This window comes from Paenibacillus tarimensis, from assembly GCF_021532315.1.
In the GTDB taxonomy this organism is placed as follows: domain Bacteria; phylum Bacillota; class Bacilli; order Paenibacillales; family Paenibacillaceae; genus Paenibacillus_I; species Paenibacillus_I tarimensis.
Genome location: NZ_JAKGAO010000009.1, coordinates 241554 through 254540 on the forward strand (window position 1 = coordinate 241554; position 12987 = coordinate 254540).

General features: G+C 51.3%; 11 protein-coding genes. All 11 read left to right on the forward strand.

Annotated features, from left to right (window positions below; all coding sequences use genetic code 11):
- Window positions 1-9: 9 nt before the first annotated feature.
- The 11 genes from clpX (at window position 10) to hemC (ending at window position 12987) form a co-directional block, all read left to right on the forward strand.
- Complete coding sequence (clpX, locus tag L1N82_RS09930) at window positions 10-1266, forward strand: ATP-dependent protease ATP-binding subunit ClpX (protein WP_111148448.1); 1257 nt, start codon at window positions 10-12, stop codon at window positions 1264-1266.
- A 90-nt stretch (window positions 1267-1356) separates the two neighbouring features.
- A complete protein-coding gene (gene ispG, locus L1N82_RS09935; protein WP_235287218.1) occupies window positions 1357-2466 on the forward strand; it encodes a flavodoxin-dependent (E)-4-hydroxy-3-methylbut-2-enyl-diphosphate synthase in 1110 nt (369 codons plus the stop codon).
- Window positions 2467-2687: 221 nt separating this feature from the next.
- Complete coding sequence (lonB, locus tag L1N82_RS09940; RefSeq protein ID WP_235287219.1) at window positions 2688-4391, forward strand: ATP-dependent protease LonB; 1704 nt, start codon at window positions 2688-2690, stop codon at window positions 4389-4391.
- Between the two features lie 35 nt (window positions 4392-4426).
- A complete protein-coding gene (gene lon, locus L1N82_RS09945; RefSeq protein ID WP_235287220.1) occupies window positions 4427-6766 on the forward strand; it encodes an endopeptidase La in 2340 nt (779 codons plus the stop codon).
- A gap of 31 nt (window positions 6767-6797) precedes the next feature.
- Window positions 6798-7385 (forward strand): ribosome biogenesis GTP-binding protein YihA/YsxC, encoded by a 588-nt coding sequence (yihA, locus tag L1N82_RS09950; protein ID WP_235287221.1) that lies wholly within the window; start codon window positions 6798-6800, stop codon window positions 7383-7385.
- A gap of 193 nt (window positions 7386-7578) precedes the next feature.
- Complete coding sequence (locus L1N82_RS09955; RefSeq protein ID WP_235287222.1) at window positions 7579-8172, forward strand: non-ribosomal peptide synthetase module; 594 nt, start codon at window positions 7579-7581, stop codon at window positions 8170-8172.
- A gap of 349 nt (window positions 8173-8521) precedes the next feature.
- Entirely contained in the window at window positions 8522-8926 is a 405-nt protein-coding gene (gene speD, locus L1N82_RS09960; RefSeq protein WP_235287223.1) for an adenosylmethionine decarboxylase, read from the forward strand.
- A gap of 210 nt (window positions 8927-9136) precedes the next feature.
- Window positions 9137-10516 (forward strand): glutamyl-tRNA reductase, encoded by a 1380-nt coding sequence (hemA, locus tag L1N82_RS09965; RefSeq protein WP_235287224.1) that lies wholly within the window; start codon window positions 9137-9139, stop codon window positions 10514-10516.
- 22 nt (window positions 10517-10538) lie between these two features.
- Window positions 10539-11360 (forward strand): cytochrome C assembly family protein, encoded by an 822-nt coding sequence (locus tag L1N82_RS09970; protein WP_235287225.1) that lies wholly within the window; start codon window positions 10539-10541, stop codon window positions 11358-11360.
- An 18-nt stretch (window positions 11361-11378) separates the two neighbouring features.
- Window positions 11379-12050: a precorrin-2 dehydrogenase/sirohydrochlorin ferrochelatase family protein gene (locus L1N82_RS09975; RefSeq protein ID WP_235287226.1), complete on the forward strand. Its 672-nt coding sequence runs from the start codon at window positions 11379-11381 to the stop codon at window positions 12048-12050.
- Window positions 12025-12987 carry a hydroxymethylbilane synthase gene (hemC, locus tag L1N82_RS09980; protein ID WP_328284462.1) on the forward strand — a complete coding sequence of 321 codons (963 nt, stop codon included), beginning with the start codon at window positions 12025-12027 and terminating at the stop codon, window positions 12985-12987. The genes L1N82_RS09975 and hemC overlap by 26 nt, the downstream gene beginning before the upstream one ends.

Here is a 12987-nt window from a genome sequence, read left to right on the forward strand (position 1 = left end):
GGTGATCCGATGTTTAAGTTCAATGATGAGAAAGGCCAGCTGAAGTGTTCTTTCTGCGGCAAATCCCAAGACCAGGTGCGCAAGCTTGTTGCTGGTCCTGGTGTATATATATGCGATGAGTGTATTGAGCTTTGCACGGAAATCGTTGAGGAGGAGCTCGGCCATGAGGAAGAGCTCGATCTGAAGGATGTTCCGAAGCCGAAGGATATCCGGGACATTCTGGATCAATATGTTATCGGACAGGACCAGGCCAAGAAATCACTTGCCGTAGCTGTCTATAACCATTACAAGCGGATTAATTCACAGAGCAAGATTGAGGATGTTGAGCTTCAGAAGAGTAACATTCTTCTGGTTGGGCCAACGGGCTCAGGTAAGACACTCCTTGCTCAGACAATGGCCAAGATTTTGAACGTGCCGTTTGCGATTGCAGACGCAACCTCGCTGACGGAAGCGGGCTATGTCGGCGAAGACGTGGAAAATATCCTCCTCAAGCTGATTCAGGCTGCTGATTATGATGTGGAGAAGGCTGAACGCGGGATTATCTATATCGATGAGATTGATAAGGTAGCACGCAAATCCGAGAATCCATCAATAACACGCGACGTATCGGGTGAAGGGGTTCAGCAGGCGCTGTTGAAGATTCTGGAAGGCACGGTTGCTTCTGTACCTCCTCAAGGCGGACGCAAGCATCCTCACCAGGAATTTATCCAGATTGACACTACCAACATCCTCTTCATCTGCGGCGGTGCATTTGATGGTCTGGAGCAGCTGATTAAACGCCGGATCGGCAAGAAGGTTATCGGCTTTAATACAGGCGGCGAAGGCCAGAAGGATCTGAAGCCTGGCGAGTATTTGTCGCTCGTACTGCCGGAGGATCTGCTGAAATTCGGTTTAATACCGGAATTCGTCGGCCGTCTGCCGGTAATCTCCGCTCTAGAACCGCTTGACGAGAAGGCGCTCATCCGGATTCTCTCTGAACCGAAGAACGCGCTTGTTAAGCAGTATCAGAAGCTGCTGGAGATGGATAATGTCAAGCTGGAGTTTGAGCCTGCGGCTCTTGAGGCGATAGCGAAGGAAGCGATTAAGCGCAACACGGGTGCTCGCGGACTCCGGGCGATTATCGAAGGCATTATGCTCGACGTGATGTATGAAGCGCCGTCACGCGACGAAGTGAACAACTGCCTGATTACCGAGAAGGTCGTTCAGGATAAAATCATGCCGGAGCTGACAACCAAGAAGGGTAAGAAGAAGGAAGAAAGCGCCTAATACGGATAAACGTCGAATCCACCCTTGCCGGGAGCCGCAACCGCGGCCTCCGAAGGGTGGACTTTGACGTTCATAGGGAGAGGGAGACTTATGATTCACAGGAAAGACACCATACCGGTCAAAGTCGGGAATCTCACTATCGGCGGCAGCAACGAGGTTATCATCCAGAGCATGTGCACAACCAAGACAGCGAATGTAGAGGCGACAGTTAATGAAATCCTGCGTCTTGAGGAAGCAGGCTGTCAGGTGGTGCGTGTGACGGTAAACAATGTGGAAGCAGCTGAAGCGATTAAAGAAATCAAGAAGCGCATCCACATTCCGCTTGTTGCCGATATTCATTTTGACTACCGCCTTGCTCTGAAGGCCATTGAGAACGGGATCGACAAGGTACGTATTAACCCTGGCAACATAGGTCGAAGGGAAAAGGTAGAGGCAGTAGTGAAAGCCTGCAAGGAGCGGAACATTCCGATTCGGATCGGTGTAAATGCCGGCTCGCTGGAAAACCATCTGCTGGAGAAATACGGCTACCCGACACCGGAAGCGATGGTAGAGAGCGCTTTGTTCCACATCGGTATTCTGGAGGATCTGGATTTTCACGATATCATCGTTTCGCTGAAAGCCTCGGATGTGCCGATGGCCATTGCCGCTTACAGCATGGCTGCTGAAAAAATCCGCTATCCGCTGCATTTGGGTATTACGGAGGCGGGAACGTTGTTTTCCGGCACCGTAAAGAGCTCCGCGGGCATAGGGGCCCTGCTTGCCATGGGAATTGGCAATACAGTACGGATCAGTCTAAGTGCTGACCCGGTCGAAGAAGTGAAGGTGGCACGTGAGCTGCTCAAAACCTTCGGACTGATTACCAATGCCGCAACGCTTGTATCCTGCCCGACATGCGGTCGATTGGATATCGATCTCTTCTCCATTGCCAACGAGGTTGAGGAATATATATCACAGATCAAGGTGCCGATTAAGGTCTCTGTACTCGGTTGTGCAGTTAATGGCCCTGGGGAAGCGCGTGAAGCTGACATTGGCATAGCGGGTGCTCGCGGGGAAGGAATGCTGTTCCGCTACGGGGAGATGATTCGTAAAGTTCCGGAGACCGAGCTGCTGAGTGAGCTAAAGAAGGAAATTGACGAAATCGTCCGCGTATATGAAGCAACAGGAGAAATTCCCGGCCGCAGCAAGCATATGCCGGTGTAAAAGCTGTCCTTCCATCCATATAAATTCCATATGTCGTTACGGTTATTCCTACCGGCAAGGGGCAATACTACCAAGTATTAGCCTTTTGCCGGTGTTTTGCTTTATCGGGAGCCCGCCGCTGGTTTGCGGGGCTTTCGAAGGACAACTGCCCGGTACATAAATAGAGGATGCAGTGGTGTTAAAGCGGGTTAACCGGTTACCTTTGGGAGGAGCGGATTGGGATGAATTTAAGTATTGTGTTGATGTTGATTCAGGTGTTTTTCGCTGTTGTTATCGGCTTATACTTCTGGAATCTTCTGCGAAACCAGAAGACAAACCGTTCGGCTGTTGACAAGGAATCGCGTAAAGAGATGGATAAGCTCAGAAAGCTGCGGTCGATTTCGCTGACCAAGCCGCTGGCAGAGAAGACGCGGCCGCAGACGATGAACGATATTATCGGGCAGAAGGACGGGCTGCGTGCTCTAAAGGCTGCCATGTGCAGCGCCAACCCGCAGCACGTCATCATCTACGGGCCGCCGGGAGTGGGGAAAACGGCCGCAGCCAGAGTTGTGCTGGAGGAAGCAAAAAGAAATCCGTCATCGCCTTTCTTGCCGGAAGCGAAATTTACCGAGATTGACGCGACGACCGCCCGGTTTGATGAGAGAGGGATCGCGGATCCGCTAATCGGATCGGTTCATGACCCGATTTATCAGGGAGCGGGTGCCATGGGCGTTGCCGGTATCCCGCAGCCTAAGCCGGGTGCTGTTACCAAGGCACATGGCGGAATGCTGTTTATTGATGAAATCGGTGAATTGCATCCCATTCAGATGAACAAGCTGTTAAAGGTGCTTGAGGACCGAAAGGTTTTTTTGGAGAGCGCGTATTACAACTCGGAAGATCATAATATTCCGATGTATATTCACGATATTTTTCAGAATGGACTGCCAGCGGATTTCCGGCTTGTGGGAGCGACGACACGTTCCTCAACGGAACTGCCGCCAGCGCTGCGTTCGCGCTGCATGGAGATTTATTTCAGGCCGCTTTTACAAGAAGAGATTGCCGTTATTGCATCCAATGCAATTCAGAAAATTGGGTTTCCCGTCAATCAGGAAGCGGTTAATGTGATTATGAAGTATGCAACCAACGGCCGGGAAGCAGTGAATGTTGTGCAGCTGGCTGCCGGACTTGCGATGTCGGAGAAGCGTGATACGATAACGGCGTCAGATATTGAATGGGTGGTGAACAGCAGTCAGATACCGCCTCGGCCAGACCGCAAGGTGCCGTCAGAGCCACAGGTCGGGTTCGTGAACGGGCTGGCGGTTTACGGCCCCAACATGGGGACACTGCTGGAGATTGAGGTCAGTGCTATACCGGTCCGGAACGGTAAAGGCAGCTTCACTATTACAGGCGTTGTAGATGAGGAGGAGCTCGGAGGGGGCGCGAGGACGCTCCGGAGGAAGAGCATGGCGAAGGGCTCGGTGGAAAATGTACTGACCGTGCTCCGCCGTTACGGCTTCCAGCCGCAGCACTACGATCTTCATATCAATTTCCCGGGCGGTACGCCGATTGACGGGCCATCCGCAGGTGTGGCCATGCTGACGGCCATAGCCTCCGCGATTATGGGTGAGCCGGTTGATAATAAACTGGCGATGACTGGTGAGGTAGGGATTCACGGCAACATCAAGCCGGTAGGCGGGGTGCTGGCCAAGGTTGAGGCAGCATTCCAGGCGGGAGCAGAGACAGTATTGATTCCGAAGGACAACTGGCAGGACATATTTGGCGGATTGGATGGACTCAAGGTCATCCCTGCGGATCATGTGGACGATCTGTTTAAAGCGGCATTCCCGTCCATTGAGCTGCAGGTTCCCGAACTGGAAATCGTCAAGCCCGGTGAATTATTTCATACACCAGGGGTGTCGTATTTGCAGGCCGAATCCGCGGAATGATAAAATAAGGGGAAAGACAATTTGGAGGTGCTTGCATGGGACCTGGCAAAGGAAAAGGGCGGCGGCTGCCATTGCTTCCGCTGAGGGGTCTTCTTGTGTATCCCAGCATGGTGCTCCACCTAGACGTCGGCAGGGATAAATCAGTCCGGGCGTTGGAGCGGTCGATGATCGAAGATCATATGATTTTGCTGTGTTCGCAGTCGGAAGTTAATATTGAAGAGCCGACGGTAGAAGATATATACCGAGTGGGTACAATCGCGCGCGTTAGGCAGATGCTGAAGCTGCCTAACGGTACGATCCGCGTTCTCGTAGAGGGCGTTATCCGCGCCGAGATACAGGAATACCTGCATAATGAAGAGTTTTATGAGGTGATGGTGAAGGAGCTGCCGGAACAGGAGTCGACAGATCCTGAAATTGATGCGCTGATGCGCACGGTTTTGAACCAGTTCGAGCACTACATCAACCTCTCCAAGAAGGTGACGCCCGAAACACTGGCGGCTGTATCGGATATTGATGAGCCAGGGCGGCTGGCGGATGTGATTACAAGCCATTTATCCTTGAAAATTAAAGACAAGCAGGAAATTCTCGAAACGGTTGATGTCCGTGCCCGCCTGGAGAAGCTGCTTGATATTCTGAATAACGAGCGGGAAGTACTGGAGCTTGAACGGAAAATCAGCCAGCGGGTCAAAAAGCAGATGGAGAAGACTCAGAAGGAGTACTATCTCCGTGAGCAGATGAAGGCGATCCAGAAGGAGCTTGGCGACAAGGAAGGCCGCGCCGGTGAGGTTGAGGAGCTCCGGAGCCAGCTGGCAGAAGCAGGTGTGCCGGAGAGCGTCAAGGAGAAAATCGAGAAGGAGATCGATCGTCTCGAGAAAATGCCGGCTGCTTCGGCAGAAGCAGGTGTTATCCGCAACTATGTGGATTGGCTGCTGGCACTGCCATGGAACAAGCTAACCGAGGATGACCTGGATATCAAGAATGCCGAAGCTATTCTGGATGAAGATCATTATGGCCTTGAGAAGCCGAAGGAGAGGGTCCTCGAGTATTTGGCCGTTCAGCAACTGGTCAAGAAGATGAAGGGGCCCATCTTATGCCTTGTCGGCCCGCCAGGGGTAGGTAAAACCTCGCTCGCGCGTTCTGTAGCCAAGTCGCTTGGCCGTGAGTTTGTCCGGATTTCTCTTGGCGGCGTGCGTGATGAAGCGGAAATCCGCGGCCACCGTCGTACCTATGTCGGCGCGATGCCGGGGCGTGTCATTCAGGGAATGAAGACTGCGGGTTCGCTGAACCCGGTGTTTCTTTTGGATGAGATCGACAAGATGGCGATGGATTTCCGGGGCGATCCGGCATCTGCACTCCTTGAAGTGTTGGACCCTGAGCAGAACAACACATTCAGTGATCATTTTGTAGAGGTTCCGTTTGACCTGTCGAATGTCATGTTTATAACGACGGCGAACGCTGTTCATAATATCCCGCGGCCTCTCCTGGACCGGATGGAAATGCTCTATATTCCGGGTTATACAGAGCTGGAGAAAATACAGATTGCGAGGAAATATCTGCTCCCCAAGCAGAAGCGCGAGCATGGGTTGGCGGAAGAGCAGCTCATCGTGCAGGATGATGCGATCATGCAGGTAATAAGGGAATATACCCGGGAATCGGGTGTCAGAAATCTCGAGCAGCAAGTCGCGGCGCTCTGCAGGAAGGCAGCCAAGGAGATTGTTGCGAGCCTGGAGGCCGCTCCGATCACAGTGGACACTGACAAGGTTAAGGATTGGCTCGGTCCTGGCAAATTCCGTTTTGGTCTTGCGGAGCAGGAGGATCAGATCGGTGCAGTTACCGGCCTTGCATGGACAGAGGTAGGCGGAGATACACTTGTCATCGAGGTGACCGTGCTGCCGGGCAGCGGCAAGCTGACTCTCACAGGCAAGCTCGGCGATGTAATGAAGGAATCAGCCCAGGCAGCCTTCAGCTATACCAGAGGCAAAGCCAAGGAGCTCGGGATTGATCCGGAATTCCATGAGAAGAATGATATCCATATCCATATCCCTGAAGGAGCAATTCCTAAGGATGGCCCGTCCGCGGGGATTACGATGGCTACCGCGCTGATATCGGCGCTGACCGGCCGCTTCGTATCGAGGGAAGTGGCGATGACCGGGGAAATTACATTGCGGGGACGTGTGCTGCCAATTGGCGGCCTGAAGGAAAAGTCACTCGCCGCTCACCGCGCCGGCATCAAGAAAGTGCTGCTCCCGAAAGACAATGAACGGGACCTGCGTGATATTCCAGACAGCGTCCGCAATGAGCTGGAGTTTGTCCCCGTTGCGCATATGGATGAAGTGCTGGAGCATGCGCTGACCGTTCAAGCTGATGTACATTAATCGTCATTAACTGAAAGCAGGGAACCCTTTTATGAAAATCAAGCAAGCCGAGTTTATAATCAGTGCCGTTAAACCGGACCAATTCCCTGAGGACGCCTTGCCGGAGATTGCTCTGGCAGGGCGTTCGAACGTGGGAAAATCCTCGCTCATCAACCGGATGATCGAGCGCAAGAATTTGGCCAGAACCAGCTCACAGCCCGGAAAGACACAGCAGCTTAACTATTACCGCATTAATGACATGTTATATTTTGTGGACTTTCCAGGCTATGGTTATGCCAAGGTATCCAAGGCCCAGCGGGCCAAATGGGGACAGATTATTGAATCTTACATTCGGGGGCGCGAGCCGCTGAAGCTGCTCATCCAGATTGTAGATATCCGCTTTCCCCCGACCGAGGATGATTGTTTGATGTATGATTGGCTCAAACACTATGAAATCCCGGTATGCGTCGTCGTCACCAAGTGTGATAAAATCCCGAAGGGCAAGTGGGATAAGCATATACGGATTGCCAAGGAGACACTCCAGGCGGATCCTTCTGACCAGTTTGTTTTATTTTCCTCCGAAAAGGGTATTGGTAGGGAAGAGCTGTGGGAAGTAATCCAGCGAGCAATTGCCGGATAAGGCAGAAACCCGCTTAACATTTGCTACAAAAGAGAGGATACAGCGAAAAAGGCTGGACTCTTCGTGAAATCCACGGGATTATTCAGAAATATGCGGAAATATCGAGCCTCGCCGGCAAGAAGTTGGAAGCTAAATGGCTTATAATAGAATCAGGCAGAAAGTCATGTAAGTTTAAAGAATTGAGGAGATTTTTATGGCTCAACGGTTAGCCACGGAATATGTGAAAGCCTGTCTGCAGTTAACGGCGCAAGAGATGGCCAAGTTTGTCCGTTTCATGGGAGATCAGAATGTTCGCATGAAGGTGCGGGTGCTCGAGAACGGCAATCATGAATTGGCCCTCGTGGATGAAGCAGCGAGTGAAGAAATCCGCCTGACCTTTGAAAGACATGAAGAACTGTTTGTGTGTGTGCTTTCCTGCCGCCTGGTTCATCAGAAATTGACTAACGCCATGCGCAAAGCGGTATCCACCTTCCGCGGCGATGCGATCGTGAACCGTATCTATCCGAATTATACGATGGTCTACCACTATAAGAAGGGTGCTGTTCAGAAGATTGAAGAGCATGCAGCCGGTGAAACCCGGACGGTCTTCGAGCTGAAGGATACACTCGGTCAACTGGAGCGTGTATTCCACAACCGCCAGATTGAATTTGAGATCGAGCGGATTCAGAGTGCCATTAACGAACTGCTGGACCTCCGGAATCAATCGAAGAATCCGGCCGAAATCAGTGACATTGATGCCCGTCTGAAGCAGCATACCCAAAAGCTATTCATCCTTGAAGCTCCCTGAGCAAGGGGCTAAGACTTAAAATAAACCGCTAGAGCCCTCAGGCTCGGGCGGTTTATTTTTTTACAATGAAGACGGCACAACTGCGCGTAATCGCTCATACTCTGTCTACGAAAGATGCGCAGCGGAATGGAAAATGAGAGTTTGTACATCTCGCGTCGGTTTTGAAAAAAACTATTGCATTATTCGACGATAGATGTTATTTTTAACTTCGTTGACATGATAATAGGAACCAGGATTCACTCAGGACATGTAATGTTGCGAGAGATTATTCCCTCGGGTAGTGAATGACGTAGGTCCTAGCGGATGAAATTTTTCAAACATTTTATTCCTAGGAAGGGGGAACCGGAAGATGGAATATTCAACTTTCGGAAGGCATGTAGCTGTTGACACTTGGGGTGTAGATTTCGATTTGCTGAACAATGCTGAGTTTTTACAAGCTCAGATGGTAGAGGCTGCAGAGGCATGCGGCGCTACAGTACTGTCGGTACAATCCAAACAGTTTGAGCCTCAAGGGGCGACGGTTCTCGTTTTGCTGTCAGAAAGTCATCTCTCCATTCACACGTATCCTGAGAGAGGTTTTGCCGCACTGGATTGTTATACTTGTGGTGAAACAGTTGATCCTCAACTCGCGATTGATTACATGTTGTCGGTATTGAAGCCAACGACGGCTCATGCCAAGAAGCTTGTACGCGGCTTGGGCGAATTACAGGTGGTTGACCCTGAATTAAAGCATGTAGAGCTGGTCAAATCTTAACCGGCATGATCGAATAACCACAGCTGATGCTGTGGTTATTTTTTTGTTATTTTCCTCATACGGGTGTTTCTGGTATAATCAACCGAGTGCTTGTTTACACTATATTTGGTTGATCTGCATTCATATTTTATTCATAAATGAATCCGTACAACCTGTCGAACTATGCTATAATTAACACAGCTTAAGAAACAAGTAAAGGTGGTGACGCTTGTGCACATCATAGTGGTCGGTCTGAACTACCGAACAGCTCCTGTAGAGGTCAGAGAACGTTTCTCGTTCGCTGAAGCCGATCTACCGGAGGCGGTCAGACAGCTCAAACATACGAAGAGCATATTGGAAGGCGTCATTGTCGGTACTTGCAACCGCACAGAGATCTATGCGGTCGTGGACCGTCATCACCTGTGCGGACATTATATAAGAAGCTTTATGGAACAGTGGTTTGGACTGCCGCGTGACCAATTCACGCAGCATCTATATATGTATGAAGACGATCGTGCGATTGATCACTTGTTCCGCGTTACGAGCGGACTGGATTCTATGGTCATTGGAGAAACCCAGATCCTGGGCCAGGTAAAGAATGCGTTCTTGCTTGCCCAACAGGAGAAAGCGACCGGAACGCTGTTTAACATGCTGTTTAAGCAGGCGGTAACATTGGCCAAGCGTGCTCATGCAGAGACCTCAATTGGTGAATCGGCTGTTTCCGTGAGCTATGCTGCTGTCGAGCTCGGCAAGCGGATATTCGGCAAATTCAGCGGAAAGACGGTTATGATTATTGGCGCCGGCAAGATGAGTGAGCTGACGGCTAAGCATTTGCATGCTAACGGCGCGGAGCGGGTACTCGTTGTTAACCGGACCTACGAGCGTGCGTTGGAGCTTGCGGGCAAGTTCAGGGGCGAGCCGATTACGCTTACGGAAGCGGAGACCCGACTACATGAAGCAGATGTCATTATCAGTTCAACTGGAGCAAAGGACTTTGTTCTGACGAAGACGATGGTTCAGCAGGAGATGCAGCGCCGCCAATCCCGTCCGTTATTCATGATAGATATCGCTGTACCTCGTGATCTTGACCCTGCGATTGCAGAAATTCCAAATGTGTTCCTGTATGATATTGATGACCTGGAAGGCATTGTGGAGAGCAACCTGGAGCAGCGGCGGAGGGAAGCGGTTAAGATTGAGGCGATGATCGAAGAGGAAAAGGACGAGTTCCGAAGCTGGTACAAAACGCTTGGCGTCGTTCCTCTGATCCGCTCACTTCAGTCGAAGGCAGCCGCTGTCCATGAAGAGACCATGGGAAGCATGCTTAACAAGCTTCCGAATCTGGATGAACATGAACGGAAAGTAATCAGTAAATTGACCAAGAGCATGGTGAATCAGCTGATGAGTGAACCGATTCTCCGGATCAAAGAAATGGCTGGCGACAAACGGGCCGATGAAGCGATGGATTTGTTTGTCAAGCTGTTTGCGCTTGAAGAACCGCTCAAGGCAATGAATGAAGCGCAGCGGGTAGCGGAAGCGGCCCAGCCTAAAGTGGCGCCCGTGCGGAGCACGGCAGGGCCAGCGGCAAGCGGATTCGCAACCGCTACTCCATAGGTTGGCCTAACAGGAGGCACCCATGGTTACACATAATCTATTATTTGACACGATGATCTACATGTATGCCCTGAGCCTTCTGTTTTATTTCTCCGACTTCGTCGACGCAAGCCGGAGAGCGAAACGGATCGGAACAGGGCTGCTTATTTTCGTATGGACCTTACAGACTGGATATCTGCTTATGCGAATCCTGCATTATGCGGATTTTGCTCTACTGTCCAGACTGGAGTATATGCTGTTTTTTTCCTGGCTCCTTGTAACAGTATCACTGGTGGCCAGCCGATTTTTCCGCATAGACCTATTGGTCTTTTTTGTTAATGTGATTGCTTTTGTCCTGCTTACGGTTAATTTATTCAGCAACGCTTCAGAAGAAATGCCGCTTGCAACCTGGCAGCTGGCCCGTGAGCTATTATATGTACATATCAGTCTTGTCTTGTGCGCGTATGCAGCTTTTACGTTTGCAGCCATATTCTCGGGCATGTACCTTTTTCTTCACTTCCAGCTGAAGACTAAGAACTGGTCGAAGACGATGAGGCGGCTTCCCAGTCTGGAGAGTATGGAGCTGTATACGTTTCGTTCTGTGGTGATTGGTGTCCCGCTGATGATTATGTCGCTGGCCTTTGCGGTCGCGTCGCTGCTGTTTGAAGGACGTACGGCATTCCTGCTGGATTGGAAAGTGATTTCCTCCTTTGTTGCGCTGTTCTTCTACATTAGTTATGTGGTTAAACGCATTCTGTTACACCAGCCGGGCTGGAGAACAACACGCTGGAATTTACTCTCTTACGCGGTTTTGATATTGAATTTGCTGCTTAGTTCATTTTCCCGGTTCCATTCTTTTTCCTGATAAAGGCGGTGGCTGCTGATGGTTCGATATTATCCTATTATGCTGAGGCTTGAAGGCATTCGATGTATCGTGATTGGCGGCGGACCGGTAGCGGAGCGTAAGGTGCACGGTCTGCTAGAAGCCGGTGCGGAGGTAGTGGTTGTGAGCCCCGCCCTGACAGACGGGTTGGAGAAGCTGGCTGCAGGCGGGTTTATTCACTGCTGTAAGCGGGAATACCGGGAACAAGACCTGGATTATGCTGCGCTTGTTTTCGCTGCTGCCGGTGACAGGGCTGTTAACCGGGAAGTTGCGGAAGCGGCGAAGCGTCGAGCAATCCCCTGTACAGTGGCTGACAAGCCGCTGGAAGGGGATTTTGTCACACCTTCGGTGGTACGGCGGGGAGACTTGGTCATCTCCGTAACTGCTTCCGGGAATAGTCCGGCCCTTGCGGCTCATATTGCCCGGGAGCTTGAGGAGCGTTACGGCAGTGAGTACGAGGATTTTACAGCTTGGCTAGGCAGACTGCGCGTAATGGCGGCTGCAGAGCTGAAGGATAGCGGTTTGCGCCATGCTGTGCTCCGCCGGGCGGTCCATATGATGGGGGACGACTGGCGGATGGATATCGATGAAGAGCGGATCCGTGAGCGCTTATATAGAATTAAGAGACAGCTAGAAGGAGGAATGGATGATGACGAACACTGCTGCAGATAGCCAGAAACCAGTCAGAACCATTGTAGTGGGTACAAGACAGAGCGCATTGGCACTGACCCAGACGGGACAAGTTATTGAGGCTTTAGAAGCTATATGCCGGGAGCATAGTTTGCCTTACCGATTTGAAATTCGTAAAATCGTAACCAAAGGGGACAAAATACTGGATGTCACCTTATCGAAGGTAGGCGGAAAAGGTCTATTTGTCAAAGAGATCGAACAGGCATTGATGGATGGAGATATTGATATGGCGGTACATAGTATGAAGGATGTACCGCATGAGCTTCAAACGGGTATGATGATCGGTGCGGTTCCTAAGCGGGTAGATCCTCGCGATGCGCTGATAACTAACGGAATCGCCACAATAGCCGAGCTGCCGCAGGGTGCCAAGGTAGGTACAAGCAGTCTGCGCCGTTCTTGCCAGATTAAACGGCTGCGGCCGGATTGTCAGGTAGAGTGGATTCGAGGGAACATAGATTCCCGGATTAAGAAGCTGGAGACCGAAGGCTTTGACGCGATTCTGCTTGCTATGGCTGGCCTTCAGCGTATGGGCTGGGAGGACCGGGCGGCTGCGGCCATTCCTACGGAGGAGTGCGTACCGGCTGTCGGACAAGGAGCACTTGGGATTGAATGCCGGGAGAAAGATGAGCAGGTTCGTGAGCTGCTGGCGCTCTACAATCACAGAGAGACCGTTCTGGCTGTAACAGCGGAGCGTACGTTCCTTGGCGTACTGAACGGAGGCTGTCAAGTACCGATAGGCGCTTATGCTACCGTGGATGGAGAAGATATAACCTTGACTGGCATGGTGGGTAAGCCGGACGGGTCCATCATTCTGAAGAGAACTTCGACCGGCACTGATCCGGTTGAGCTTGGCAGACAGCTGGCAGAGTTGCTCGGAGAAGATGGAGCGGAACGTATTTTGGCGGAAGTTAGGGGATAG